Source organism: Phycicoccus avicenniae, from assembly GCF_050496545.1.
Taxonomy (GTDB): Bacteria; Actinomycetota; Actinomycetes; order Actinomycetales; family Dermatophilaceae; genus Phycicoccus; species Phycicoccus avicenniae_A.
Window position 1 is genome coordinate 155,723 of record NZ_JBNVZV010000006.1, and the last position, 23,775, is coordinate 179,497.

The 23,775-nt window shown below is 75.2% G+C and carries 22 protein-coding genes; 16 read left to right on the plus strand and 6 right to left on the minus strand.

Annotated elements, in window-relative coordinates; all coding sequences use genetic code 11:
* Positions 1-30: 30 nt before the first annotated feature.
* Positions 31-225 carry a 50S ribosomal protein L28 gene (rpmB, locus tag ACQZ2A_RS07415; protein WP_166118878.1) on the minus strand — a complete coding sequence of 65 codons (195 nt, stop codon included), beginning with the start codon at positions 223-225 and terminating at the stop codon, positions 31-33.
* 147 nt (positions 226-372) lie between these two features.
* Here rpmB and ACQZ2A_RS07420 point away from each other — a divergent pair, with 147 nt between their 5' ends.
* The 3 genes from ACQZ2A_RS07420 to rsmD are packed head-to-tail and all read left to right on the plus strand — an operon-like array spanning position 373 to position 4,770.
* Entirely contained in the window at positions 373-2,034 is a 1,662-nt protein-coding gene (locus tag ACQZ2A_RS07420; RefSeq protein WP_430208987.1) for a DAK2 domain-containing protein, read from the plus strand.
* A 1-nt stretch (position 2,035) separates the two neighbouring features.
* A complete protein-coding gene (locus ACQZ2A_RS07425) occupies positions 2,036-4,207 on the plus strand; it encodes an ATP-dependent DNA helicase RecG (RefSeq protein ID WP_430208990.1) in 2,172 nt (723 codons plus the stop codon).
* Entirely contained in the window at positions 4,207-4,770 is a 564-nt protein-coding gene (rsmD, locus tag ACQZ2A_RS07430) for a 16S rRNA (guanine(966)-N(2))-methyltransferase RsmD (protein WP_430208993.1), read from the plus strand. Before ACQZ2A_RS07425 ends, rsmD begins: the two co-directional genes overlap by 1 nt.
* Here the strand turns inward: rsmD and ACQZ2A_RS07435 are convergent.
* Both ACQZ2A_RS07435 and ACQZ2A_RS07440 read right to left on the minus strand, forming a co-directional pair.
* The gene (locus tag ACQZ2A_RS07435) at positions 4,731-5,507 is read right to left on the minus strand and encodes a hypothetical protein (RefSeq protein ID WP_430208996.1); all 777 of its coding nucleotides are present in this window, start codon (positions 5,505-5,507) and stop codon (positions 4,731-4,733) included. The two genes, rsmD and ACQZ2A_RS07435, sit on opposite strands and share 40 nt — an antisense overlap.
* Positions 5,504-5,959 (minus strand): MarR family winged helix-turn-helix transcriptional regulator, encoded by a 456-nt coding sequence (locus ACQZ2A_RS07440; RefSeq protein WP_430208997.1) that lies wholly within the window; start codon positions 5,957-5,959, stop codon positions 5,504-5,506. Before ACQZ2A_RS07440 ends, ACQZ2A_RS07435 begins: the two co-directional genes overlap by 4 nt.
* Before the next feature lie 101 nt (positions 5,960-6,060).
* On the opposite strand from ACQZ2A_RS07440, the gene ACQZ2A_RS07445 reads away from it, so the two are divergent.
* The 7 genes from ACQZ2A_RS07445 to mutM all read left to right on the plus strand — a co-directional run bounded on the left by ACQZ2A_RS07445 (position 6,061) and on the right by mutM (position 11,868).
* On the plus strand, positions 6,061-6,690 hold the full coding sequence (locus ACQZ2A_RS07445) for a hemerythrin domain-containing protein (RefSeq protein WP_430209000.1): 630 nt from the start codon (positions 6,061-6,063) through the stop codon (positions 6,688-6,690).
* 44 nt (positions 6,691-6,734) lie between these two features.
* Positions 6,735-7,241: a pantetheine-phosphate adenylyltransferase gene (gene coaD, locus ACQZ2A_RS07450; RefSeq protein WP_430209004.1), complete on the plus strand. Its 507-nt coding sequence runs from the start codon at positions 6,735-6,737 to the stop codon at positions 7,239-7,241.
* Positions 7,228-9,342, plus strand: a complete 2,115-nt coding sequence (locus ACQZ2A_RS07455; RefSeq protein ID WP_430209007.1) for an acyltransferase family protein — start codon at positions 7,228-7,230, stop codon at positions 9,340-9,342. The genes coaD and ACQZ2A_RS07455 overlap by 14 nt, the downstream gene beginning before the upstream one ends.
* A gap of 110 nt (positions 9,343-9,452) precedes the next feature.
* Entirely contained in the window at positions 9,453-10,031 is a 579-nt protein-coding gene (locus ACQZ2A_RS07460; protein WP_430209009.1) for a YceD family protein, read from the plus strand.
* Between the two features lies 1 nt (position 10,032).
* Positions 10,033-10,227, plus strand: a complete 195-nt coding sequence (rpmF, locus tag ACQZ2A_RS07465) for a 50S ribosomal protein L32 (RefSeq protein ID WP_030527944.1) — start codon at positions 10,033-10,035, stop codon at positions 10,225-10,227.
* Positions 10,228-10,238: 11 nt separating this feature from the next.
* Positions 10,239-10,997, plus strand: coding sequence for a ribonuclease III (gene rnc, locus ACQZ2A_RS07470; protein ID WP_430209013.1), 759 nt, complete (start codon positions 10,239-10,241; stop codon positions 10,995-10,997).
* A complete protein-coding gene (gene mutM / locus ACQZ2A_RS07475; protein ID WP_430209016.1) occupies positions 10,990-11,868 on the plus strand; it encodes a bifunctional DNA-formamidopyrimidine glycosylase/DNA-(apurinic or apyrimidinic site) lyase in 879 nt (292 codons plus the stop codon). The genes rnc and mutM overlap by 8 nt, the downstream gene beginning before the upstream one ends.
* Here mutM and ACQZ2A_RS07480 read toward each other — a convergent pair.
* The gene (locus tag ACQZ2A_RS07480; protein WP_430209018.1) at positions 11,846-13,786 is read right to left on the minus strand and encodes an acyltransferase family protein; all 1,941 of its coding nucleotides are present in this window, start codon (positions 13,784-13,786) and stop codon (positions 11,846-11,848) included. The two genes, mutM and ACQZ2A_RS07480, sit on opposite strands and share 23 nt — an antisense overlap.
* A 92-nt stretch (positions 13,787-13,878) precedes the next feature.
* Here ACQZ2A_RS07480 and ACQZ2A_RS07485 point away from each other — a divergent pair, with 92 nt between their 5' ends.
* The 3 genes from ACQZ2A_RS07485 to smc all read left to right on the plus strand — a co-directional run bounded on the left by ACQZ2A_RS07485 (position 13,879) and on the right by smc (position 18,402).
* Positions 13,879-14,190, plus strand: a complete 312-nt coding sequence (locus ACQZ2A_RS07485; RefSeq protein WP_430209021.1) for an acylphosphatase — start codon at positions 13,879-13,881, stop codon at positions 14,188-14,190.
* 133 nt (positions 14,191-14,323) lie between these two features.
* Positions 14,324-14,614, plus strand: a complete 291-nt coding sequence (locus ACQZ2A_RS07490) for a chorismate mutase (RefSeq protein ID WP_430209024.1) — start codon at positions 14,324-14,326, stop codon at positions 14,612-14,614.
* 215 nt (positions 14,615-14,829) lie between these two features.
* Positions 14,830-18,402: a chromosome segregation protein SMC gene (gene smc / locus ACQZ2A_RS07495; RefSeq protein ID WP_430209026.1), complete on the plus strand. Its 3,573-nt coding sequence runs from the start codon at positions 14,830-14,832 to the stop codon at positions 18,400-18,402.
* A 21-nt stretch (positions 18,403-18,423) separates the two neighbouring features.
* On the opposite strand, the gene ACQZ2A_RS07500 is transcribed toward smc, so the two are convergent.
* Complete coding sequence (locus ACQZ2A_RS07500; protein ID WP_430209029.1) at positions 18,424-19,419, minus strand: NAD-dependent epimerase/dehydratase family protein; 996 nt, start codon at positions 19,417-19,419, stop codon at positions 18,424-18,426.
* Entirely contained in the window at positions 19,416-20,126 is a 711-nt protein-coding gene (gene lepB / locus ACQZ2A_RS07505) for a signal peptidase I (protein WP_430209032.1), read from the minus strand. Before lepB ends, ACQZ2A_RS07500 begins: the two co-directional genes overlap by 4 nt.
* A gap of 74 nt (positions 20,127-20,200) precedes the next feature.
* Here lepB and ACQZ2A_RS07510 point away from each other — a divergent pair, with 74 nt between their 5' ends.
* The 3 genes from ACQZ2A_RS07510 (at position 20,201) to ftsY (ending at position 23,684) form a co-directional block, all read left to right on the plus strand.
* Complete coding sequence (locus tag ACQZ2A_RS07510; protein WP_430209034.1) at positions 20,201-20,422, plus strand: hypothetical protein; 222 nt, start codon at positions 20,201-20,203, stop codon at positions 20,420-20,422.
* A gap of 65 nt (positions 20,423-20,487) precedes the next feature.
* A complete protein-coding gene (locus ACQZ2A_RS07515) occupies positions 20,488-22,440 on the plus strand; it encodes a M13 family metallopeptidase (RefSeq protein ID WP_430209036.1) in 1,953 nt (650 codons plus the stop codon).
* A 50-nt stretch (positions 22,441-22,490) separates the two neighbouring features.
* A complete protein-coding gene (gene ftsY, locus ACQZ2A_RS07520; RefSeq protein WP_430209159.1) occupies positions 22,491-23,684 on the plus strand; it encodes a signal recognition particle-docking protein FtsY in 1,194 nt (397 codons plus the stop codon).
* Positions 23,685-23,775 lie beyond the last annotated feature (91 nt).

Below are 23,775 nucleotides of genomic sequence, written 5' to 3' on the forward strand. Positions count from 1 at the left end.
CCGCCCGTTCCGAGGTGCGTCAGCCGGTGGTCAGCGCTTGACCTTGCCGGCCTTGAGGCACGAGGTGCAGACGTTGAGCCGCTTCGGGGTCACGCCCGCCTCGCCGACCAGAGCCTTGACCCGCTGGATGTTCGGGTTCCAGCGGCGCTTGGTGCGGCGGTGCGAGTGCGAGATGTTGTGCCCGAAACCGGGGCCCTTGCCGCAGACGTCGCAGGTGGCAGCCACGGGAGATCTCCTGATGCAGTACTGGTCAGTGGTCGGGAGCGCGCGCTCGCTGGCGCATGCGCAACCGGACAAGCGTAGCCGAGGCCGACCCGGCGGACCAAAACGGGCTCCCCGACCGCCGACGGTGCTCCCCGTTACCCTGAGCCCGTGCCCGACGTGTTCACCGCCGACGACGCCCGGCACTGGGCCCTCCTCACCCGGGCGGCCCTCGCCGCGCGCCGCACCGAGATCGACGAGCTCAACGTCTTCCCCGTGCCCGACGGCGACACGGGCACCAACCTCTACCTCACCCTCGACGGGGCGATCGACGACGTCGTCGCCACCCATGGCGCGCGCGGCGTGCTCGGCACGGCCGACCTCGTCGAGGAGTGCCGCACGCTGCGCCGGGCGGTCCTGATGGCGGCCCGCGGCAACTCCGGCGTCATCATGAGCCAGGTCGTCGGCGGCGTCTGCGACGTCGTCGTCGAGCGGGAGGCGGCCGAGGTCGACACCGCCCTCCTCGTCGAGTGCCTCGAGCGTGGTGCCGCCAAGGCCCGCTCCAGCGTCGCCCACCCGCAGGAGGGCACCATCCTCACGGTCGCCGACGCCGCGGCCGCCGCGGCGCGCGCGGCGGGGGACGCGGGCGGGTCGATGGCGAAGGTGTCGGCGGCAGCCGTCGAGGCCGCCACCGAGGCGCTGGCCCGCACCCCCGAGCAGCTGCCGGCCCTGGCCCGGGCCGGGGTGGTCGACGCCGGGGGCGCCGGCTGCGTCCTGCTCCTCGAGGCGCTGCACCGGGTCGTCACCGGCGACTGGACGGCGTCGGCCGACGGCCTCCTGACCACGGCCTCGGACGACGCGCGCTCCGAGTGGCGCGCCACCGACCGTGCCGTCGGGGCCCCACCCACCGAGGAGGTCACGGCCGACGGGCCGGCGTTCGAGGTGATGTTCCTGCTCACCGACACCGACGCCGACGCGGTGCGCGGCCTGACCACCGCCCTGGACCGCCTCGGCGACTCGCTGCTCGTCGTCGGGGGCCCCGACCTCTGGAACGTCCACGTGCACGTCGACGACGCCGGGGCGGCCGTCGAGGCCGGCATCGCCGCGGGTCGCCCCGAGCGGATCCGCATCACCCACCTGCCGAGCCAGGTCGCCGCCCGCGAGGAGGTCGTCGCGCTCGGCGTCGTGGCCGGGGCCAGCGGTCCCGGCGTGGCCACCCTCCTCGAGGAGGCCGGAGCCGTGGCCGTCGCGTTCGGGCCGGGTCGCCGGCTGTCGGCCAACCACCTCCTCGAGGCCGCGCGCGGCACCGGGGCCTCGGCCGTCGTCCTGCTCCCCGCCGACCCCGACGGGCTGATGGCCGCCGAGGTCGCGTCCGAGGCGGCGGCGGGCGACGGGCTCGAGGTGCACGTCGTGCCGGCCCGCACCACGGTCCAGGCCCTGGCCGCGCTCGCGGTGCTCGACCCCGAGCGCAGCGTGCACGCCAACGTCGTCGCGATGACCGGCGCCGCGGTCGCGACCCGCCACGGCGCGGTGTCGGTGGCCACCAAGGAGGCGCTCACCTGGGCCGGGGTATGCCACCCGGGCGACGTCCTCGGCATCGTCGACGGCGACGTCGCCTTCCTCGGCTCGGACCTCGCCGACTCGGCGCGCGACGTCCTCGAGCGGCTGCTGTCCGCCGGCGGCGAGCTGGTCACCCTCGTCACCGGCGAGGACGCCGAACCCGGGCTCGCCGAGCGCACCGCGGCGAGGCTGGGTCGCGAGCGGCCGGAGGTCGAGGTCGTGGTCATCGACGGCGGTCAGCCCGTGTACCCGCTGCTCATCGGGGTGGAGTGACGTGGCCACCGAGGCCAGCAGGCTCGCACCCATCATCGCCAAGGCGTCCGAGAAGTTCGCCAAGCACCGGGACATCCACACGGTCGGCGACCTCCTCGCCTTCTGGCCGCGCCGGTACCGCACCCGGGAGGCCGACCTCGGCACCGTGACGCCGGGGCAGTTCCTCGTCGGTGTCGCGGAGGTCAAGACGGCGACCACGCGACCGATGCAGAAGCGCCGCGGCACCCTCCTGGAGGTGGTCATCACCGACGGTCGCCACGACCTCGACGTCACCTTCTTCAGGCCCTACCCGCACGTGAACGCGCTGGTCCCCGGCGCGCGCGGCATCTTCGCCGGCACGGTCAGCCGCTACGGGTCGCGCAACCAGCTGACCCATCCCGGGTACACGATGCTCGCCGACTTCGACGCCGGCGACCGCAAGGACCTCATCCCGATCTACCGCGCCGTCGGGAACCTGCACACCTGGACGGTCACCGAGTCGGTGCGCCGGGTCCTCGACGTCCTCGACGACGTGCCCGACGCGATCCCGGAGGACGTCCGTGCGCGGCGGAACCTGGTGTCGCGCACCGACGCGCTGCGGGGCATCCACGGTCCCGACACCCTCGCGCAGGTCGCCGCGGCCCAGCAGCGCCTGCGCTACGAGGAGGCCTTCGTCCTCCAGACCACCCTGGCCCAGCGGCGGCGGGCCTCGGCGGGCACCGCCACCCGCGCGCGGGCCGGCCGCCCCGACGGCCTGCTCGCCGCCTTCGACGAGCGGCTCCCGTTCTCGCTCACCGCCGGACAGCGCGAGGTCGGCGAGACGGTCGCCACCGAGATGGCGCGCGAGCTGCCGATGCACCGGCTGCTGCAGGGCGAGGTGGGCTCCGGCAAGACGGTCGTCGCGCTGCGGGCGATGCTCCAGGCCGTCGACTCCGGCGGCCAGGCCGCCCTGCTCGCCCCCACCGAGGTGCTCGCCGGGCAGCACCACCGCACCATCACGCGGATGCTCGGCGACCTCGCCGAGGGCGGGATGCTGGGCGGCGCCGAGCACGGCACGCGGGTGGTGCTGCTCACCGGCAGCCAGTCCACCGCCGAGCGCCGCAAGGCCCTCCTCGACGTCGTCAGCGGCGACGCCGGCATCGTCGTCGGCACCCACGCCCTGCTCCAGGAGAACGTCGACTTCCTCGACCTCGCGCTCGTCGTCGTCGACGAGCAGCACCGGTTCGGCGTCGAGCAGCGGGATGCGTTGCGCGGCAAGGGTGCCACCCCTCCGCACGTCCTCGTCATGACCGCCACGCCCATCCCGCGCACGGTCGCGATGACCGTCTTCGGCGACCTCGAGACCTCCACGCTGCGCGAGCTGCCCGCGGGCCGCGCGCCCATCACCACGCACGTCGTGCCCGAGGCCGCGCCCGGGTGGATGGCGCGCACCTGGGCCCGGGTCGGTGAGGAGGTGCGCGCCGGCCGGCAGGCCTACGTCGTGTGCCCGCGGATCGGTGACGACGACGCCCCCGACGAGGGTGCGGTCATCACCGCCGAGGCGCCGGCCGAGGGCGACGACGAGGCCTCGGCACCGCAGCGCCCGCTCAAGAGCGTCACGGCGCTGTTCGCCGAGCTCGCCGAGGAGGCTTCTCTCGCAAGCCTGTCCGTCGAGGTGCTGCACGGGCGGATGCCCGCCGACGAGAAGGACGCGGTCATGGGGCGCTTCCAGCGCGGCGAGACCGACGTCCTCGTGTCGACCACCGTCGTCGAGGTCGGCGTCGACGTGCCGAACGCCAGCGTGATGGTCGTCATGGACGCCGACCGCTTCGGGGTCAGCCAGCTGCACCAGCTGCGCGGGCGCATCGGCCGGGGTGGGTTCCCCGGCCTGTGCCTCCTCGTCACGGGCACCGACGCCGAGCCCGCACTGACCCGCCTCGCCGCCCTCGCCGGCACCACCGACGGCTTCGAGCTGGCCCGCCTCGACCTCTCCCAGCGCCGCGAGGGGGACATCCTCGGGGCGGCCCAGCACGGGCGCCGCACGCACCTGGAGTTCCTCCGCATCCTCGAGCACGAGGACGTCATCGAGGCCGCGCGCGAGGACGCGTTCGCGATCGTCGAGGCCGACCCCGACCTCGACGGGCACCCGGTGCTGGCCGAGGCCGTCAGGGCGCGGGTCGACGCCGAGCAGGCCGCCTACCTGGAGCGCGGCTGATGACGCGGATCATCGCCGGCACGCACGGCGGCCGGACGCTGCGCACGCCGTCCGGCTCCGGCACCCGTCCCACGAGCGACCGGGTCCGCGAGGCCCTCTTCTCCGCCCTCGACGCCCGGGGCGCGGTGCGGGGCGCGCACGTCCTCGACCTCTACGCGGGCTCCGGGGCGCTGGGTCTGGAGGCCGTCAGCCGCGGCGCCCGCTCGTGCCTGCTGGTCGAGTCCGACCGGCGGGCGGCGGCCACCATCACCGCCAACGTCCGCGCCCTCGGGCTCGAGGCGGTTCGCGTGCGCACCTCGACGGTCGGGGCCGCCCTCGCCGGCGAACCCGGTCCGGACGACGTCGCCGACCTCGTCCTCCTCGACCCGCCGTACGACGTGGGGGAGGACGAGCTGGCGGCGGTCCTCGGGAGGCTGGCCGCCGGGTGGCTGGCTCCTGACGGCCTGGTCGTCGTCGAACGGTCCTCGCGCTCACCGGAACCCGCGTGGCCCCACGGCCTCGAGCGGGACGGTAAGCCGCGTCGTTACGGCGAGACGACGGTCTGGCTGGCCGTCCCCTCCTGAGCCTCTCCCTCGTGCACGAGGGTCGAGCGCGACGTCGGCAGGCACCGGCGCACGTCGAGCTGCACCTCGTCCAGGCCGAGCTCCTCGGCGCGGCGGGCGAGCAGGAGCCGGACGCCCGCCAGCCCGTCCGCGACGGGGTCGAGCACCTCGGGGCCGGGGCCGGTCGCCATCCACACGAGGCAGCTCGCGCGTCGCACCGGCAGGGCCGGGAAGCCGTTGGGGGAGGAGTCGGTCTCGAGGACGGCCCGCACCGAGAGACCGGCCGCCCGCGCGAGGTCGGTCAGGGCCCCCAGCGCGAGGGCGTCGACCTCCCGCTCCCGCCCCCGCTGCCGGTGGACCACGACGAGCACCACCGCCCCCGGGTCGCCCGGCTCGTCCCGGCGGGCCGCGGGACGGACCACGAGCCCGGGTCCGGCAGGGTGGGGCCGCAGCTGCAGGACGTCGTCGGAGTCGACCATCGTCGCGTTGGCCCGGTCGCGGAAGGCCTGCCAGACCGGACCCCCGTAGAACCGGGTCAGGGCGGCAGTCCGCTCGTCGGGGCCGCCGAAGCCGCGCAGCCAGACGAAGCGGCGCGCGTGGTCGACGTCGCGCAGCTGGCCGAGGACCTCCATCCCGCACGCCTCCTGCGGCTCGACGAGCTCGTCGTCGAAGAGGCGTACGAGGGTGTCGCGGGCGTCCTCGCGCAGCAGGTACTGCCGCAGCTCGAGGAGCGCGGGCGAGCGGTCGGCGCCGCTCACGCGTCGTCCCGCGAGAGCGCGTCGACCACGGCGGAGGCCGCCCGGACGAGCGCCTCGACCTCCGCCACCCCGAGCAGGACGCGCATCGAGTCCTGGGCCCGGTGCCACGCGGGCGCGGCGGCATCGAGGCGGTCGGCGCCGCGGGGAGTGAGCTTGACCCGGCGTACGCGGCCGTCGTCCGCGTCGGCGGCCACGGTCACGAGGCCGTCGGCGGCGAGCGGGCGCAGCTCGCGGGCGACCGCGGAGCGTTCCGTGCCCACCGCGGCCGCGAGCTCCGTGACGCCGACCGGTCCCGTGGCGCGCAGCGTGGAGAGCACCGCGACCTGGGTGAGGCGCAGTCCGTGCGGTCGGAGGGCGTCGTCGTACACGCGGGTCACGGCGCGGGTCGCGGCCCGGAGGTTCCCGGCCAGGCAGCCCACGTAGTCGAGGGCGGTGGGTGTGGTCGTCGGCACAGAAGCGTGTATATGCCCGCATCGTGCGGCGCGTCAAGGGTGCCGTCGAAGGACGGAGGGCATCCGGGCTGGTCAGGGACGTGCTCTGACAGGATGCGGACATGAGCGACTACGACATCCCCCGGCCGGTCAGCGGCGACGTCCTCGAGCGCATCCTCGAGGACCACCGGCTGTTCGAGGACCTGCTGCGCGAGGCCCGCCGCTCCGACCGCGACCGCGAGGCGGCGCGCCACGCGCTCGCCGAGCTGCTCGTCGCGCACGCCGTCGCCGAGGAGGAGAAGGTCTACCCGACCCTGCGCCGCAAGGCGGCCGACATCACGGCGCACGAGGCCGAGCACGGTGAGGAGGAGCACGCCGAGATCAACGAGGCGCTCCTCGCCTTCCTGCGCGCCAAGGGCACCGACACCGACAAGTACGACGACGCGCTCGAGGACCTCGCGACCGTGGTGAACCACCACACGAACGAGGAGGAGCAGACGATCATCAACCCGGCCCGCGAGGAGGTCTCCCTCGAGGTGCGCGAGCAGCTGGCCGTCGACTGGCTGACCCGCCGCAACCAGCTCCTCGAGGAGGGTTGCGCCTCCGAGGAGCAGGTGGCCGCGCTGCTCGACGAGGCCGTCGAGGAGGGCGTGCTCGCCCCCGAGGAGGCCCGCGAGGAGGCCGAGGCCATCAAGGACGAGGCCAAGGAGAAGGCCGAGGAGGTCGAGGACGCGGCCAAGCACGACGGCTGAGCGGGGGAGCGGGGGCGGGCCGGCTCCTTGCTAGGTTGGCGCGCGTGAGCGAGCGCGTGCGCCGGGCCGTCTGCCCCGGCTCCTACGACCCGGTGACCCACGGTCACCTCGACGTCGTCGCCCGTGCCGCGGCGCTGCACGACGAGGTCGTCGTCGCCGTCCTGCACAACCCGGCCAAGGCCGGCACCTTCACCGTCGAGGAGCGGGTGGGCTTCGTCGAGCGCGCGGTCGCCGCCGCCGGCCTCACGGAGCGGGTCCGGGTCGAGGCCTTCGCCGACCGCCTGCTCGTCGACGTCTGCCGCGAGGTCGGCGCCGACGTCGTCGTCAAGGGCCTGCGCGGCGGCACCGACTTCGCCTACGAGCTGCCGATGGCGCTCATGAACCGGCACCTCACGGGCGTCGAGACCGTCTTCCTGCCCGGTGAGCCGGCCTACGGCCACGTGTCGAGCTCGCTCGTCAAGGAGGTCGTCCGCTACGGCGGCGACGTCGACGGGCTCGTCCCCGACGAGGTGCGCGACGCCCTCGTCGGCCGGCTGCGTGACGGTCGCTGAGGCCCCGTCCCGGGCCGCTCCCGCCACCACCAAGGCGCCGCGCCGGGGCTTCCGGCCGGACATCGAGGGGCTGCGCGCCGTCGCGGTGCTCAGCGTCCTGCTCTACCACGCCGGCCTGCCGGTCCACGCGGGCTTCGTCGGGGTCGACATCTTCTTCGTCATCTCCGGCTTCCTCATCACCGGCCTGCTCGTCACCGAGCTCGACCGCACCGGCACCATCTCGTGGACGCGCTTCCTCGGCCGGCGCATCCGACGGCTCCTGCCTGCCGCCGTGCTCGTCCTCGTCGTCACCGCGTTCTTCTCGTGGCTGGTCGTCCCCGGGTTGCGGCTGCGCTCGGTCGGGCACGACGTCATCGGCGCCGCGACCTACGTCGTCAACTGGGTCCTGGCCGGCCGCGAGGTCGACTACCTCGCCTCGGACGCCCGCCCCTCGCCGGTGCAGCACTTCTGGAGCCTGTCCGTCGAGGAGCAGTTCTACGTCGTCTGGCCGCTGCTGCTCGTGGCCCTCGCGTTCGTGCTGCGGCGGCTGGGGCGCACCCCCGACCGGCGGACGGTGGCCGCGGTCCTCGGGGCGCTCGTCGGCGCCTCGTTCCTCTGGTCGCTCTGGTTCTCGCACTCCTCGCCGGCCGCCTCGTTCTTCGTGACGACCACGCGCGTCTGGGAGCTCGGGGTCGGGGCGCTGCTCGCGGTGTGGCTCACCGGGCGGGAGCGGCCCCAGCGCCCGTCGAACGCGTCGGTGGCCCTCGGCTGGGCCGGCCTGGTCGCCCTGGTCGTCGTCGTCCTGCGGATGCCCACCGACGTGGAGTGGCCGAGTGCCTGGGCGCTGCTGCCCACCGTGCCGACGGCCCTGGTGCTGTGGTCCGGGTGGCACGGGTCCCCGCGTGGGCCGGTCCGCCTCCTCGGCACCCGCCCGATGGTGTGGGTCGGCGGGCTCTCGTACTCGATCTACCTCTGGCACTGGCCGGTCCTCGTGCTCGGCGACTGGTCCGCCGAGTGGCTCACCGGCTCGCCGCTGCCGGGCTGGGGCAAGGTGGCGCTGGCCGCCGCGTCGGTGTGGCCGGCGTGGGTCTCGTGGCGCTTCGTCGAGCAGCCGCTGCACCACGGCCCCTGGCTGCGGACCCGTCCGCGCGGGCTGCTCGCCGCCGGGCTGGCGCTCTCGGCGGTCGGGGTGCTGGCCGCCCTGCCCCTGCTCCAGGTCCGGACCCCGTTCGTCACCGAGCCGCCGGGCGGTCGGATGCCCGCCGACGCGGCCCTCGGGGCCGGCACCGTGGTGCCCGGCGTCCCCGTCGCGCCGGCCGGCGACCCGGGATGGGTCGTCCCGGACCCGCTGCGGGCCGGCGAGGACCGGCCGGACGCCGATGTCGACCGCTGCCAGGTCGACCACGACGCCACCGAGCCGGTGGCCTGCACCTTCGGGGCCCGGCAGGGGGCGACGACGGTGGCGCTCGTCGGCGACTCCAAGGCGATGCAGTGGCTGCCCGCCCTGCAGGCGCGGGCCACGCAGGAGGGCTGGCGCATCGTCACCTACGGCAAGTCGGCCTGCGCCTTCGCCGACGCCCCGGCGAGCGTGGCCGGGGCCGCCTACCCCGAGTGCGACGCCTGGAACGCCGCGGTGGTGCGCGCGCTGGCCGCCGACCGACCCGACGTCGTCCTCACCTCCGGTGTGGCGCGCGGTGCCTGGGACGGCGAGGCCGCCAACGCCGACCGGCTCGCCGCCGGGTACGCCCGGCGCTGGTCCGCGCTCGCGGCCGCCGGCTCGCCCGTCGTCGTCCTCGGGGACAGCCCGCTCTCGCCCGACGACCTCGACGTCTGCGCGGCCCGCCACCCCCGCGACCTCGACGCCTGCACCTTCCCGGTGGCTCCCGGGGTGGCGGGCAGCGGCCTGCCGGTCCAGCAGGCCGCCGCGGCGGAGGCGGGCGAGGGCGTGCGGCTGCTCGACCTCACCGAGCGGATCTGCCCCGGGGGCCGGTGCCCCGTGGTCATCGGTCACGTCGCGGTCCACCGCCCCGGCGACCACGTGACCGCCACCTACGCCCGCACCCTGTCCCCGGTGCTGGCCGGGGCGGTGACCTCGGCACTCGCCGCGCGACCGGCCCGCTGACCCGCCCGCGGGCCGCCGGTTTGGGTGGTGGGCCCGGGCCCGGTAACCTTGCTCCTCGGTCTGCGTCCGTGCGGCGTGACCCGAACCGTTCCGACCTCCCCGTGAAAGCCATGACTCGACTCGACCCCCGGTCCCCGATGGTGCTCGACACCAAGCTCGTGGGCCGGCGACCCGGGACGATGCACGAGCTGGAGCGTGAGGTCGGTGCGCCGAGCGACCTCGGCACCGACGTCATCCGCGTCGAGGAGGGCAGCCCGCTGCTCCTCTCCCTGCGGATGGAGTCCGTCGTCGAGGGCGTCCTGGTCACCGGTTCGGTGCGCGGCACGGCGACCGGCGCCTGCGTGCGGTGCCTGGACCCCGTCGACCACCCGGTCGACGGGCGCTTCCAGGAGCTGTTCGTTCACGCCGATCGTCACGTCCACCACCAGGAGGTGGGGGACGAGGAGGCCGACGAGGAGCACCGGATCGAGGACGGCTACATCGACCTCGAGCCGGTGGTCCGGGACACGGTGGTGCCCGCGCTGCCGTTCCAGCCGGTGTGCCGGCCGGACTGCCCCGGGCTGTGCTCCGTGTGCGGACAGCCGCTCGCGGAGGACCCGGAGCACCAGCACGACGAGATCGACCCCCGATGGGCGGCGCTCTCGGCCCTGGCCGAGGAGTCACCCACGACGACAGAGAAGAGGACCTGACGTGGCCGTTCCGAAGCGGAAGATGTCGCGCTCCAACACCCGCTCGCGCCGCGCCAACTGGAAGGCGACGGTCGTCGCCACCACGACGTGCCCGCAGTGCAAGGCGCCCACCCAGCCGCACATGGCGTGCCCGTCGTGCGGCACCTACAAGGGCCGCCACTTCGGCGCCGCCGAGCGCACCGAGCACCAGGGCTGAGCCACCGCCCCATGGGCAAGGGCTCGGCCGCGGCCGGTGAGCTCACCCCGCTGCGCCCCGTCACCGAGCTGGTCGACCACCTCCGGGAGGTCACCGGCGTCGCCGTCGACGAGGCGCTGGTCCGGCGTGCCCTGACGCACCGCTCGTACGCCTACGAGATGGGCGGTCTGCCGCACAACGAGCGGCTGGAGTTCCTCGGCGACTCCGTGCTGGGTCTCGTCGTCACGACGACCCTCTACGCGACCAACCCCGACGACTCCGAGGGCCAGCTGGCCAAGCTGCGCGCCGCCGTGGTCAACATGCGGGCGCTCGCCGACGTCGGCCGCACCCTCGGCCTCGGCGACTTCGTCTTCCTCGGCCGCGGCGAGGAGAGCACCGGGGGCCGCGACAAGGACTCCATCCTCGCCGACACCGTCGAGGCGGTCATCGGGGCGGTCTACGAGGCGGCGGGCATCGAGGCGGCCGGTGAGCTCGTGCACAGCCTCGTCGACCCGCTCCTCGCGCAGTCGGCCACGCTCGGCGCGGGTCTGGACTGGAAGACCAGCCTCCAGGAGATCAGCTCGCGGCACGGCCTCGGGTCGCCCGAGTACGTCGTCAGCGAGGACGGGCCCGAGCACGCCAAGTCCTTCGCCGCCGAGGTGGTCATCGGGGGGTCGGTCCTCGGCCGCGGCACGGGCCGCACGAAGAAGGTCGCCGAGCAGGAGGCCGCGGCGCACGCCTGGACCTCCATCCGGGACACCCACGAGGGGGCCGGCGGCGCCGGTGCCTGAGCTCCCCGAGGTCGAGGTCGTCCGCCGGGGCCTGAGCACGCACGTCGAGGGACGCCGCCTCACGTCCGTCGAGCTGCGGGGGCACCGGGTCGCCCGTCGGCACGTCGCGGGCCCCGAGGACCTCGCCGCCCGGCTCGCGGGGCGCCGCGTCGCCGCCGTGCGCCGCCGCGGCAAGTACCTGTGGTGGGACCTCGAGGACGACCTCGGCCTCATCCTCCACCTCGGGATGAGCGGCCAGCTGCTCGTCGAGGACCCCACCGCCCCGGACGAGAAGCACCTCCACGCGCGCTTCGGCTTCGCCGACGACGGCCCCGAGCTGCGCTTCGTGGACCAGCGGACCTTCGGCGGGCTGGCGCTCACGGACCTCGGAGCGGACGGCGTGCCCACGACCATCGCGCACATCGCCCCGGACCTGCTCGAGCCGGCCTTCGACCGCGCCGCGACCGTGCGCCGGATGAAGGCAAAGGACAGCGCCGTCAAGCGGGTGCTCCTCGACCAGACGGTCGTCTCCGGCATCGGCAACATCTACGCCGACGAGGCACTGTGGCGGGCGCAGGTGCACGGCGAGCGGCCGGCCTCGGCCCTCACGAAGCCGCGCCTCGGGGCGCTGCTCGACCACGCAACGGAGGTGATGCGCGAGGCGCTGGGGCAGGGCGGCACGAGCTTCGACGCGCTCTACGTCAACGTCAACGGCGCCTCGGGCTACTTCGACCGCTCGCTCGCCGCGTACGGGCAGGAGGGGCGACCGTGCCGTCGCTGCGGCACGCCGATCCGGCGCGAGCAGTTCATGAACCGCAGTTCCTTCTCGTGCCCGCGCTGCCAGCCCCGCCCGCGCGGGCCGAGGACGGTCAGGGCAGCGGGATCGGCTTGAGCCGCACGGGCTTCCCGGTGCGCTGCTCCGAGAGCTTCGCGAAGGCCGCCCGCACCGTCGCGCTGTAGAGGTGGGCGCCCCGGATGCTCGGGTGGATGCCGTCGGACTGGAGCATCCCGCTGGTGTCGGCCAGGGCGGCGTCCCAGTCGGCGACGACGACGTTGGCGCGCCCCTTGACCACCTCGCGCAGCGTCTCGTTGTCGGTCTCGGCGCGCGCGTAGCGGCCGTGCACGGTGAGGACGACGACCATCCGGTCGGGGCCGATCTCGTCGAGGGTGCGGTCGATGGCCTTGGCGTCGGTGCCGAAGTTCGTGCCGAAGGCGAGGACCACGGCGCGGCGCAGCCCGTCACCGCGCTTCCCGACCAGGCCCGGGGCCTCGCTCCACCGGCGGTTGGAGCGGGCGTCGATGCGGACCTTCGGGAAGTAGTACTCCATCGCCTGCTTGGCGCCGACGAGCATCGAGTCGCCGAAGGCGTCGATCTCGGTGCCGGCGGGCATCGCCCACGACGCCTTCGCAGCGGCGCTGGGGGAGGCCGACGGGGTGGGGGTGGCGCCGCTCGGCGCGACGCTCGGGGTGGCGGTGGCCGCGGCGGCCCGGGCGAGCGCGGCCTCGTTGGCCTCGATGAGCTCCTCGGTGGCCGTGCGGTCGGGGGCGGTGACGAGGACGAGCGCGGTGGCCACCGAGGCGGTGGTGAGGACCCCGACGACGATCCGGGCCCGCCGGGTGCCGGCCGAGCGGAGCCGGCGGGCACCGGCGGCGAGCGCCCCGCCGAAGCCGAGCCGGCGCACGGGTGTCTCGACGAAGCGGTAGGACAGGTCGGCCGCGGCGACCGTGACGAGCAGCGCCCAGCCGCGGGTCAGGACGTAGTCGAGGCCACCGGGGGCGACCGGCAGGTCCTGGCCGACGACGAGCACGACCGGCCAGTGCCACAGGTACAGGCCGTAGCTGCGGCTGCCGACCCAGCGAGCGGCCGGCAGGTCGAGCAGTGCCCTGAGGCGGCCGGGCCGCTCGACGACCACGAGCACGAGCGCGGCGGTGGCCAGCGAGGCGAGGAGGATGCCGCCCCGGAAGGTCAGGGCCGACTGCTCGTCGGCGAGGACGAGGAGGCCGCCGAGGGTGAGCAGCGCCACGGCCGCGACCGTGCGCCGGTGGCGCTCCCAGAACGACGAGGTGGTCCAGGCGCGGTGCGGGGCGGCGAGGGCCAGGGCGAGCGCGGCGCCGACCATCAGCCCCGTGGCGTGGGTGTCGGTGCCGTAGTAGACGCGGGTCGGGTGGCCCGGGTCGAGGCGCAGGGCCATGAGCAGGGCGGAGGCCAGCGCGAGCGCCAGGGCCGCGCCGGCACGCGCGTCGGGGCGGCGGACGACCCGGACCAGGGCGAGGAGGGCGAGCGGCCAGAGCAGGTAGAACTGCTCCTCGACGGCCAGGCTCCACAGGTTCGCGAGGAGGGTGGGGGAGGTCGCGGCGAAGTAGTCGGTGCCGGCGCCGATCTCCAGCCAGTTCGAGGTGAAGGTCAGCGCGCCGGCGACCTGGCGCTCGATGCCGACGAGGAGGTCGCTCTCGGTGAGCCGGGCCAGCAGGACCGCCGAGGGGACGACGAGCAGCAGGGCCGGGAGCAGGCGGCGGGCGCGGCGGGTCCAGAAGCCACGGAGGTCGACGGTGCCGGTGCGCGCGCGCTCGCGCAGCAGCAGGGTGGTGATGAGGAACCCGGAGATGACGAAGAAGACGTCAACGCCGAGGAAGCCGCCGGGCAGCCAGGTCGGGTCGAGGTGGAAGGCGATGACCGCGACCACCGCCAGGGCGCGCAGGCCGTCGAGGCCGGGGAGCCGTCGGTCGGGGCGGGCGGGGGCCGGGGCGGGCGCGACGGTCCCCGGGTCGGTGGTGACCCCACCGCTCCCGTCGGGCCGGAGCGAGTCCATGCGGCAACGGTAGTGACGGGTGGGGACAGCGTGACGGAGGCGCGCGGTGGGGCGGGGGACGGGCGTCGCGCGGGGTTCCTAGGATCGGTGACATGGACGAGGCGGCGGACGAGGACCGGGGGCTGGTGCGGGGGACGGTCTTCGTGCGCGGGCAGGTGCAGGGGGTCGGCTTCCGCTGGTGGACCCGGGCCCGGGCGCTGGAGCTCGGGCTCGTCGGGTGGGCACGCAACACCGCGGACGGACGGGTCGAGGTGGTCGCCGAGGGGGAGCGGCCGGCCATCGAGGCGTTGCACGCCCTGCTGCGTGACGAGCCGTCGGGCGCCGGCCGGCCGGGCCACGTCACGTCGGTGTCGGCACCCCTCTGGTCCCCGGCCAAGGGGGAGAGCGGTTTCCGGGAGCGCTGACGAGTCGACGTCGCGCGACATGCCGAGGATCGAGCGCCGAGGTCCGCACGTCGCGCGATCTCGACCACTCCCGGTGGCGACCGGGACGTGGGACGCGGTGGGGGAGCGCGGCCGGTCTTCCTACGATGGGCCCGTGAGCGACATCCCCCCGGACCTCGCGCGGCTGCGCTCGAGCATCGACAACATCGACGCCGCCCTCGTCCACCTGCTCGCCGAGCGGTTCAAGTGCACGCAGGCGGTCGGCGAGCTCAAGGCCGCCGCCGGGATGCCCGCCGCCGACCCCGGCCGCGAGGAGGCGCAGGTGGCGCGGCTGCGGGCACTCGCCGACGACTCCGGCCTGGACCCCCAGTTCGCCGAGGCGTTCCTGAACTTCATCATCGCCGAGGTCATCCACCACCACGAGCACCTCGCGAACGGCTCCTGACCCATACCCGGAGTCGAGTGCGGAAACGGTCGCTGGGGCGACCACCTCCGCACTCGACGCGGGGAGGTCAGTCCCAGGAGTCCCAGTGGCCCCGGGCGTCACAGGCACCACCGGGCGGGCGGCACGTCCCGCCGCCGCGCCGGGGCCCCGGTAGCATCGCCCGGGTCCCGGCTGCACCCGGGCCGACCCGCACCGACGAGAGCTGACCACGCCGCATGTACCTCAAGACGCTGACCCTCAAGGGGTTCAAGTCCTTCGCCTCGGCGACGACGATGCGCCTCGAGCCGGGCATCACCTGCGTCGTCGGCCCGAACGGCTCCGGCAAGTCCAACGTCGTCGACGCCCTCGCGTGGGTGATGGGCGAGCAGGGCGCCAAGAGCCTGCGCGGCGGCAAGATGGAGGACGTCATCTTCGCCGGCACCGCGGGTCGCCCCCCGCTGGGCCGGGCCGAGGTCAGCCTGACCATCGACAACACCGACGGCGCCCTGCCCATCGACTACTCCGAGGTGACGATCACCCGGACGATGTTCCGTGGCGGCGGCTCCGAGTACGCCATCAACGGCACGAACTGCCGCCTGCTCGACGTCCAGGAGCTGCTCTCGGACTCCGGCCTCGGCCGTGAGATGCACGTCATCGTCGGGCAGGGCCAGCTCGACACCGTCCTGCGGGCGACCCCCGAGGAGCGGCGCGGCTTCATCGAGGAGGCCGCCGGCGTCCTCAAGCACCGCCGCCGAAAGGAGCGGGCGCTGCGCAAGCTGGAGCAGATGGAGGGCAACCTCACCCGCGTCCAGGACCTCACCGGCGAGATCCGCCGCCAGCTCGGCCCGCTCGGGCGCCAGGCCGAGGCCGCGCGCCGGGCCGCCGTCGTCCAGGCCGACGTGCGCGACTCCCGGCTGCGGCTGCTCGCCGACGACCTCGTGCAGCTGACCGGCATCGTCGAGCAGGAGGTCGCCGACGAGACCGCCCTCCTCGAGCGCCGCACCGCCGTCGAGGACGCCCTCGCCACCGTGCGCGCCCGGCTCACCGAGGTCGAGCGGCAGGCCGCCGACGCCGCCCCCGAGCTCGGCCGGGCCCAGGAGCGCGTCGTGCGCCTGCAGAGCCTGCGCGACCGGCTCGAGTCCACCGGCTCGGTCGCCGCCGAGCGCGTGCGCCTGCTCTCCCAGGACGAGGAGCACGAGACCACCTCCGGGCGCGACCCCGAGGAGCTGCGCGCGCAGGCCGCCCAGGCCCGCGAGGCCGAGGGCGTCCTGCTCGCCGAGATCGAGGAGACCACCGAGGCCCTCCAGGAGGCCGTCGCCGCGCGCGAGGCCGCCGAGGCCGCGTTCACCGCCGAGCAGCAGCGCCTCGCCCGCCTCGCCCGCGCCGCCGCCGACCGCCGCGAGGGCCTGGCCAAGCTCGCCGGCCAGGTCGGGGCCCGCCGCAGCCGGATCGAGGCCGCCGAGGCCGAGATCGGCCGGCTCCAGGTCCTCGTCACCGAGGCCCGCCAGCGCGCCGCCCAGGCCGAGAAGGAGTTCGCCCAGCTCGAGGGCGGCATCGCCCACGACGAGGAGGGCGAGGAGGGCCTCGACACCACCTACGAGGCCGCCGCCGAGAAGCTGGCGGCCGCCGAGGCCGAGATCGAGCGCCTGCTCACCGACGAGCGGGCCGCCGAGCGCGACCGGTCCTCGAACCAGGCCCGCCTCGAGGCCCTCGAGATGAGCCTGCGCCGCAAGGACGGCGCCGCCACGCTGCTGGAGGCCGCCGACGACCGGCACGGCATCCTCGGCGCGGTCACCACGCTCCTGCACGTCAGCGGTGGCCACGAGGCCGCCGTCGCCGCCGCCCTCGGCTGGGCCTCCGAGGCCCTCGCCGTGGGGTCCGCCGACTCCGCCGCCGCCGCGCTGGCCTCGTTGCGCGAGGGCGACGGCGGGCGCGCGGCGCTCCTCGTCGGCGAGACCGCGAGCCCCGAGGACCCCGCCACCTGGCCCGACCTCGGCGGCGAGGCCGTGTGGGCCCGCGACGTCGTCGAGGCCGAGGCCGCCGTGAAGCCGGCCGTCGAGCAGCTCCTCGAGCGGGTCGCCCTGGTCCCCACGGCCGGTCACGCCGTCGCGCTCGTGTCGCGCCATCCCGGCGTCACCGCGGTCACCGCCGACGGCGACGTCTTCGGCCCCGGCTGGGCGCGCGGCGGCAGCAGTGCCGGCGAGAGCCTCCTCGAGGTGCAGGCCGCCGTCGAGGAGACGCGCACCGCGCTCACCGAGGCATCGGGCCGCGTGGAACGGAACCGGTTCGCGCTCACCGCTGCCCGCGAGAAGGCCGCCGCGATGACCGCCGACGTCGAGGCCGCGCTCGAGGCGCTGCACGACTCCGACGCCCGGATGGCCGCCATCGCCGAGCGGCTCGGCGGGCTCGGGGCCTCGATGCGCACCGCCGGCGCCGAGGCCGAGCGCGCGGAGGGCGCCATCGCCGCCGCCACCGAGCGGCTCGAGGCCGACCGCACCGAGCTCGAGGCCCTGACCACCCGCCTCGCCGAGGCCGAGTCCGAGCCGGTCGAGGACGACGCCGACCCCTCCACCGACGAGCGCGACCGCCTCGAGCTCGAGGCCAGCCGCGCCCGCACCGGCGAGACCGAGGTCCGGCTCGCGCTGCGCACCAAGGAGGAGCGGGCCCGCTCGCTCAAGGGCCGCGCCGACTCCCTCGAGGGCGCCGCCCGCAACGAGATCGCCGCCCGCGAGCGGCTGCGCGAGCGCCGCGAGAAGCGCCGCCGCGAGGCCGAGGTCGCCGCCGCCGTCCACGAGGCCGCGGCGTACGCCGTGCACCGCGTCGCCGACGCGCTGCGCCGCGCGGGCACCCTGCGGGACGCTGCCGAGGCCGAGCGCGCCGAGCGCGACCGCGTCGCCTCCGGCCTGCGCCAGGAGCTCTCGGGCGTCCAGGACGAGCTGCGTGACCTCACCGACGCCGCCCACCGCGACGAGATGGCCCGCGCCCGCCAGCTGGCGCGCATCGAGCAGCTCCAGGCCAAGGCGGTCGAGGAGCTCGGCATCGACCCCGACGTCCTCGTCGAGGAGTTCGGCCCGCACCAGGCCGTGCCGCACGTCGCCGGACCCGACGACGACCCCGACGCGCTGCCCGAGCCGCAGCCCTACGTGCGCGAGGAGCAGGAGAAGCGGCTGCGCAAGGCCGAGCGGGCCCTCTCGGCCCTCGGCCGGGTCAACCCGCTCGCGCTCGAGGAGTACGCAGCCCTCGAGGAGCGGCACACCTTCCTCACCACCCAGCTCGAGGACCTCAAGCGCTCCAAGCGCGACCTGCTCGACATCGTCAAGGAGGTCGACGAGCGCGTCGAGCAGGTCTTCACGGAGGCCTTCTTCGACACCAAGGAGCAGTTCGAGCGGGTCTTCCAGCGGCTCTTCCCCGGAGGCGAGGGGCGCCTCGTGCTCACCGACCCCGACAACATGCTGACCACCGGCATCGAGGTCGAGGCCCGCCCGCCGGGCAAGAAGGTCAAGCGGCTCAGCCTGCTCTCCGGTGGCGAGCGCTCGCTCGTGGCGGTGGCGCTGCTCGTGGCCATCTTCAAGGCCCGGCCGAGCCCGTTCTACATCATGGACGAGGTCGAGGCCGCGCTCGACGACACCAACCTCGGCCGGCTCATCACGCTCTTCGAGGAGCTCCGCGACTCCAGCCAGCTCATCGTCATCACGCACCAGAAGCGGACGATGGAGGTCGCCGACGCGCTCTACGGCGTCTCGATGCGCGGCGACGGCGTGACGACGGTGGTCAGCCAGCGCATCCGCGACGTCGCGGCCACCGCCTGACGTCGTCTGCGGCCCGCCGCCTCAGCGGGCGTGCCAGGCGGTCAGCAGCGCGCGCTCGTCGTCGTCCTCGAGGCCGGTGCGTCGCGGCTCGTCGGCGGGGCGCTCCTCCTCGTAGCGGAGGACGTCGAGCAGCGTGTCCACGAGCGGGCGGGTGGTGAGGCCGAGGGCCCGGGCCGCCTCACCGGTGCGGGCCGCGAAGCCGGCGTACTCGGGGAAGGGCAGCCAGAGCGGCAGCGAGCGCGGCCCCATCCACGGACCGACCCCCTGCTCCGAGAGCCAGGCCGGGTCGGCGGCCACGGCGCGAGCCCCGGAGCCGGATGCCTCCCGCGCCGCGGCGAGCACACCGCCCAGGGTGGTGGTCGGTCCGACGGCGTCGACGACACCGGTGGTGCCCGCCTCGCCGCAGCGGACCAGCCACGCGGCGAGGTCGCGGGCGTCGAGCACCTGGGCCGGTTCGCCGAGGGCGTCGGGCACGAGCACCTCGCCCGGCACCGCGGGGTGGGCGAGGCGCCACGGCCACCAGCCGGTGCGCCCGGAGGTGTCGCCGGGCCCGCCGAGCAGCCCGGCGCGGGCGACGAGCACCCGCTCGGCGCCGATGCCGTCGAGCACGGAGCGCTCGCAGGCGACCTTCTTGCCCCCGTACTCGTCCGGCTCGTCGCCGCCGGACTCGAGCGGCGCCAGCAGGGGAGTGGACTCGTCGGCGCCGGGGACCGAGTGGTCGGCGTAGACGTTGCCGGTGGAGACGAACCCCCAGTGCCCGACCCGGCCGCGCAGCGCCTCGACGGCCCGGGCCACCTGCCCGGGGTCGCGCGCGACGTCGATGACGGCGTCCCACCGCTCGTCCTCGACCCCACCGAGCCCGGGCGCCGAGCGGTCGGCGGTCACGAGGCGTGCCCCGTCGGCGGGCGCCCCGGACTCCCCGCGGGCCACGCAGGTGACGTCGTGGCCGGCGGCCAGCCCGGCGCGGGCGACCTCCCGGCCGAGGAACGCGGTGCCGCCGAGGACGAGCAGCCTCATCGGGCGATGCCGCCGAGGTCGCCCGGCGGCCAGAAGCGCAGCACGACCGGGCCGATGACCCGCTCGCGCGGCACGAAGCGGGCGCACTCGCCGCCCTCGGTGGCGCCCCGGCAGCCGATCACCGAGTCCGCGGACTGCGAGCGGTGGTCGCCGAGCACGAGGTAGTTGTCCTGCGGGACGGTGATCTCGGGGAAGCAGCGGGTCGAGCGCGGTGAGCTCGAGCAGTCGAGGGAGCCGGACGTGAAGGGCAGGTCCTCGTACACGTACGGCTCGTCGAGCGGCTGGTCGCCGACGGTGACCCGGCCGTCGGTGCTGCAGCAGGCCACCCGCTCGCCGGGCAGCCCGATGACGCGCTTGACGGTGTAGGAGGTGCTGCTCGGGCCGATGCCGGTGACGTCACCGACCGCGCGGGCCACGCGGGTCAGGGGGTTGCCGGCCGGCGGCAGCTCGCGCTCCTGCCACGTCGAGCCGTGGCCGAACACGACGACGTCCCCGCGCTCGACGCCGTGGTCGAGGCGGTTGACGAGGATGCGGTCGCCGATGTGCAGCGTCTCCTCCATCGACTGCGAGGGCACGCCGAAGGGCTTGACGAGGAAGGCCTGCACCAGCGCGACCCCCACGAGGGCGACGAGCACCTCGGTGAACCAGGGCAGTCGGCGCCGGCGGCGGGGGGTCGTCCGGTCCGGCACGGTCCCGGCATCGGTCACGCGCGTCACCCTAGTCGGGTCCTGTCACAGGTGTCGATTTGGTCGGCGCGGGTCGGGCTCGGGACACTGGGGGCATGGTCTCGGTCGTGCTCTCGCTCCTGTTCATCACCCTCCTGGCGCTCGCCGTCCTGGGGGTCGTGGCGGTGCCGGCACGTCGGGCCGGCCGCCGGGTCCTGACGGCCGAGGGGCACGAGGCCGTCGGGACGCTGCGCGAGCGCGCCACCCCGGGCCGTCCCGAGCGCGATGAGCCGGCGCCGGCCGCCGAGGACGAGACCCGGGTCCCGCTCTCGGCCTGAGCCACCGCCGGCCCGTCGGCGCCGTGTGGTCGAATGAGGCCACCCGAGCGACGAAGGAGCCCCGGATGAGGTCCGGCATCGACACGGAGGCCGTCGACGACGGCGTCCGCCCCCAGGACGACCTGTTCGCGTACACGAACGGCCGGTGGCTGGCCCGCACCGAGATCCCCGAGGACCGCGGTCGCTACGGCACCTTCGACTTCCTGCGCGAGGCCGCCGAGGAGCACGTCCGCACGATCATCGACGAGGTCGCCGCCGGCGCGCCCGCACCGGGCACGGTCGCGGCCAAGGTCGGCGACCTCTACTCGAGCTTCATGGACGAGACCGCCGTCGACGCCCTCGGCGCGGGCCCGGTCCTCGCCGACCTCGAGCGGGTCGCCGCCGTCCGCGACGCCTCCGGCCTGATGGGCCTGCTCGGCGAGCTGGCCCGCGACGGCGTCATGGGCCCGGTCATCCCCTTCGTCAACACCGACGACCGCGACCCCGACCGCTACGTCGTCTACCTCGAGCAGGCCGGCCTGGGCCTGCCCGACGAGTCGTACTACCGCGAGCCGCAGCACGCCGACAAGCGCGAGGCGTACACCCCGCACGTCGCCCGGATGCTCGAGCTCGTCGCGCACCCGGGGGCGCAGGCCGCCGCCGAGCGGGTCCTCGCCCTCGAGACCCGGCTGGCCGCCGCGCACTGGGACAAGGTGACCAACCGCGACCCGGTGAAGACGTACACGCTGCTCGACCGCGCCGGCCTGGACGCCCTCGCACCCGCCGTCGACTGGTCCGCCTTCCTCGCCGGGATGGGTGCCCCTGCGCACACCTTCGACGCGGTCGTCGTCCGCCAGCCCTCCTTCGTCACCGCCCTCGGCGAGGCGCTGACCGGCGTCGGCATCGAGACCTGGCGCGACTGGCTGGCGTGGCACGTCGTGCACGCGCACGCCCCGTACCTGTCGGCGCCGTTCGTCGAGGAGAACTTCGCCTTCTACGGCCGCACCCTCTCCGGCGTCCCGAAGCTGCGCGACCGCTGGAAGCGCGCCGTCACCCTCGTCGAGGACGCCCTCGGCGAGGCGGTGGGGCAGCTCTACGTCGAGCGGCACTTCCCGCCGCACGCCAAGGCCCGGATGCTCGAGCTCGTCGACAACCTCGTCGAGGCCTTCCGCCGCAGCCTGTCCGAGGCGCCGTGGATGGGAGCCGCCACCCGCGCGGAGGCGATCGCCAAGCTGGGGTCGTTCACGCCGAAGATCGGCTACCCCGACGTGTGGCGCGACTACTCCACCCTGGCCGTCGAGGCCGGGGACCTGCTGGGCAACGTCAAGCGGGCCAGCGCCTTCGAGGTCGAGCGCAACCTCGCCAAGCTCGGCGGGCCGGTCGACCGCACCGAGTGGTTCATGACCCCGCAGACGGTCAACGCCTACTACAACCCCGGGATGAACGAGATCGTCTTCCCGGCCGCCATCCTCCAGCCGCCGTTCTTCGACGTCGAGGCCGACGACGCGGTCAACTACGGCGGCATCGGTGCGGTCATCGGGCACGAGATCGGGCACGGCTTCGACGACCAGGGCTCGCAGTTCGACGGTCGCGGCGAGCTGCGCGACTGGTGGTCCGAGAGCGACCGCGAGCAGTTCCAGGCGCTCGCCGACGCGCTCATCGGCCAGTTCTCGCTCCTCGAGACCCGCGACGCCCCGGGGCACAAGGTCAACGGCGCGCTCACCGTCGGCGAGAACATCGGCGACCTCGGCGGCCTGGCCATCGGCCACGCGGCGTACCGCATCGCCCTGGCCGACGAGCCCGCTCCCGAGCTCGACGGCTACACCGGCGACCAACGGTTCTTCCTCGGCTGGGCAAGCATCTGGCGGGGGATGGCCCGTCCGGCCGAGGCCGAGCGGCTGCTGGCCCTCGACCCGCACGCCCCGATGGACCTGCGCGCCAACGCGGTCCGCAACCTCACCGCGTTCCACGAGGCGTTCGGCACCCAGCCCGGCGACGGGCTCTGGCTGCCGGAGACGGAGCGGGTCCGCATCTTCTGAGGTCGCGCGAGTTTGGGTGCGCGCCCCGGCCTTGACAGGATGGCCGGGTGATGGAGTCGCTCTGGGTCTACGTCGGTATCGCCGTCGCCGTGCTCGTCGTCGTCGGTGGCGTCGTGCTCGGCCTGCTCCGTGGGCGGGGGAGTGCCCGCGAGCGTGAGCTCGGCCGGCCCGAGGCCCCCGGTACCCCCGGGCCCGGGGACGCCGACCTCGCGCCGGACGGTGCCATCGGCACGATCGAGCGGCCCGGCGAGGTCGTCGAGGAGGAGCCCGAGGCGGAGGTCCTCCCGGCCCCGGCGCCCACCCCGACCGTCGAGACGCCCGAGGCGCCCGCCGGACGGCTGCGGCGCCTGCGGGCCCGCCTGGCCCGCTCCAACACCGCCCTCGGCAAGGGCCTGCTGACCCTGCTCTCGCGGGGCTCGCTCGACGACGCCGCATGGGAGGAGGTCGAGGACACTCTCCTCGGCGCCGACCTCGGGGTGCGCGCCAGCACCGAGCTCGTCGAGGCGCTGCGCACCCGCGTGGCCGTCGAGGGCACCCGCGACGAGGCCGCCGTGCGCGCGATGCTCCGCGAGGAGCTGCTCGCCCTCGTCGACCCGTCGATGGACCGCTCGCTCGCCGACGAGCGCGTCGACGGCCGGCCGGCCTGCATCCTCGTCGTCGGCGTGAACGGCACCGGCAAGACGACCACGGTCGGCAAGCTGGCCCGCGTGCTCGTCGCCGAGGACAAGGACGTCGTGCTCGGCGCCGCCGACACCTTCCGGGCCGCCGCCGCCGACCAGCTCGAGACCTGGGGCGGGCGGGTCGGCGTGCCCACCATCCGTTCCGACCGGGACGGCGCCGACCCCGCCGCCGTCGCCTTCGACGCCGTCAAGGCCGCCGCCGAGCTCGAGGCCGACGTCGTGCTCGTCGACACCGCGGGCCGCCTCCAGAACAAGGCCGGCCTGATGGACGAGCTCGGCAAGGTGAAGCGGGTCATCGAGAAGCAGAGCCCGGTCGACGAGGTGCTCCTCGTCCTCGACGCCACCACCGGCCAGAACGGCATGCGCCAGGCCGAGGTCTTCGCCCAGGTCGTCGGGATCACCGGCATCGTGCTCACCAAGCTCGACGGCACCGCCAAGGGCGGCATCGTCGTCGCCGTGCAGCGCGAGCTCGGCGTCCCGGTCAAGCTCGTCGGGCTCGGCGAGGGTCCGGACGACCTCGCGCCCTTCGACCCCGAGGCCTTCGTCGACGCGATCCTCGAGTGACCCGCGCGGGCCGGCCGCGACCGCCCCGGGTCTCAGGATGCGGGACCACCGGCCCCCGGAAACGCGATGCTTACACCGGGGCGCGGCCCGC